The organism is Cyanobacteriota bacterium (genome assembly GCA_025054735.1).
In the GTDB taxonomy this organism is placed as follows: Bacteria; Cyanobacteriota; Cyanobacteriia; order SKYG9; family SKYG9; genus SKYG9.
Map to the genome: position 1 here is coordinate 1 of JANWZG010000532.1, position 2,184 is coordinate 2,184.

A 2,184-nucleotide genomic window follows, 5' to 3' on the forward strand; every position below is an offset into this window, starting at 1 on the left:
AAGCTGTGATGACGACAAGGCGCTATAAATCCAAGTTACTGCAGCCATGATATTCATTCCTGAGTAGGAAAAGCTGCATGTCATAACGTAGGTGCTCCTGGTTTGTGACGATCTGACTCTGTATAAAAAGTTGCTATACATATCAGCCCTCGGATAAGCAGGCTCAAACTACAACCGCAGATTTGCAGAATTTTTTCAGTTAGTATCTGTGCAAGCTTCTTGACTAATTGACGGCATAGTGGATGACCTATTGCCAATTGGTGCCTGTAGGGTTGCCAGTTGGTACAGAGATTTTGGAAACTAACCGGGAAGGGTGCTGCGATCGCGTATTGATAGACAACCGGCAGCGGTTCCTATGGGTTTCATGCTGTCTATGTGCATTGTTAGGTTGGTAGTCCAGGCATGACGTTAAGTTCGATTCAAGATGCAGCTTCCCCACCCGTTCAGACAATCACTGAGCCTGCACCCGTCATCTGGAATGAACCCTATCAAACGGTTACCACAGAGCACATACCTGCGATTACAGTTCCCGAAATTAGCCCGATTGCACCAGATGCCATCACAACTCACGACACTACAGCTAGTCAGCCGCTCTATCAAGTAGCTAGCCCTGAAGCCTCGATAACTCCGGAGTTTGGCACCCAGACCAGCATAGTGGCCTCCCCAGAGCACTCTCAGGAGTTGGCAAGCGCTCTCCAAGTAGCGAGGATTGTTACTCAACAGGTAGGAGATTTATCTTCATCAGCAGTGGCATTGACTCCATCCTCATCTGCCATGATTCATCAGGTTGACATTCGCATTCGTCCAGCAGGTGTTCCCATCAGCGATCGAGAATCAGCACCATCAGGGAGCATTGCCAGTTCCTTGATCCAGCCAGAACTCTTGGCAAAAGCTGGACAACCCCTCTCTATGGAGATCATTCAACAAGATTTGCATCACTTGCATCAACTGGGGCTATTTAGCGCTGTGGATGCCACCATTACTCCAACCCCAGATGGTAACGTTGTGACCTATGAGTTAGAAGAGCGAACCGTTAGCCAAGTCAGTGTGGGTGCTGGCACTGACCAGTTTATTGGGGTCTTTGGCACTGTGGGCTATCGCAACCAAAATGTTGGGATGTTGGGACAACAGTTTGATGCCAATGTGCAAGTCAGTACTACCGGTGATGTTCAGTTCTCGACTAGCTTGACGAATCCCTATCGGCGTAGTGGCGATCAGGTGGGCTATCGGGCTTATCTGTTTCGCGACCGCGTGCAGGCTAATCGCTTTGGCGGTGGATTTGCCCTTAGTCGTCCCTTTGGTGATTGGCAAGGAACGATTTCCCTTGACTATGCTCGTGTTAGCGTTCGCGATCGTGACCAATTTGGGAACCCCCTATCCTTTAGTCGCGCTATTGACGATGACTTGCTTACGCTTTCCTTAGGGCTTGCCTTCGATCGTCGCAATCATCCCATTTACCCTACTCAGGGATGGTTGTTGCGGCTAGGCACTGAGCAGGCGTTGCCGATCGGAGCTGGAAATGTGGCCAGTAATCGCTTGCGGGCAAATCTGGTGCAGTACGTGCCTTTACGATCACCCCAACCAGTTCCAGTAGCTGATGTGCTAGCCATCCGTCTAGAGGCAGCAACCGCCGTGGGTGAATTGGTACCCTACTGGTCATTTAGTCCAGGAGATCCCAGCTTTGTCAGTTTCGATCGTGTCCGTAGCTATATCCTCGGCTCCTTAGAATATCGTATGTCCCTAGCTACCATCTCGATATTCGGCACCCTAATTCCTCTCGGTGGTGTGGTGTTTATCGATGTCGGCTCAGATTTAGGATCCGGTAATACTGTGACAGGACGTATTAGCAATAGAAGCAGCGGTGTTGGTATTGGCTATGGTGTGGGCTTGCGTGCTTACTCTCCATTGGGTTTGTTGCGACTAGATGCTGGCATTGACAACCAAGGCGATTTGCGGGTGCAATTAGGGTTTGGACAGCGTTTTTGAGCGATCGCTACATCAATAAACACTTCACAACAAGGTGGCACCAGGAACTAGCACCAAAGTCTAGCAAGCACAGCGCAGCAATGTCGATAAAATGGGAATGGGTTGCTGAGACCTCAATCTGTTAGGGTGATGGCCAATTCGCCAGGGTGAATGGGGCTAATGATGTTGACCACACATGAGGCAGTATGAGTAGCGTAA

General features: G+C 49.8%; 1 protein-coding gene. It reads left to right on the forward strand.

Features of this window, described 5'->3' with window-relative positions:
• Window positions 1-402: 402 nt before the first annotated feature.
• Window positions 403-1,986 carry a BamA/TamA family outer membrane protein gene (locus NZ772_17795; GenBank protein MCS6815408.1) on the forward strand — a complete coding sequence of 528 codons (1,584 nt, stop codon included), beginning with the start codon at window positions 403-405 and terminating at the stop codon, window positions 1,984-1,986.
• Window positions 1,987-2,184 lie beyond the last annotated feature (198 nt).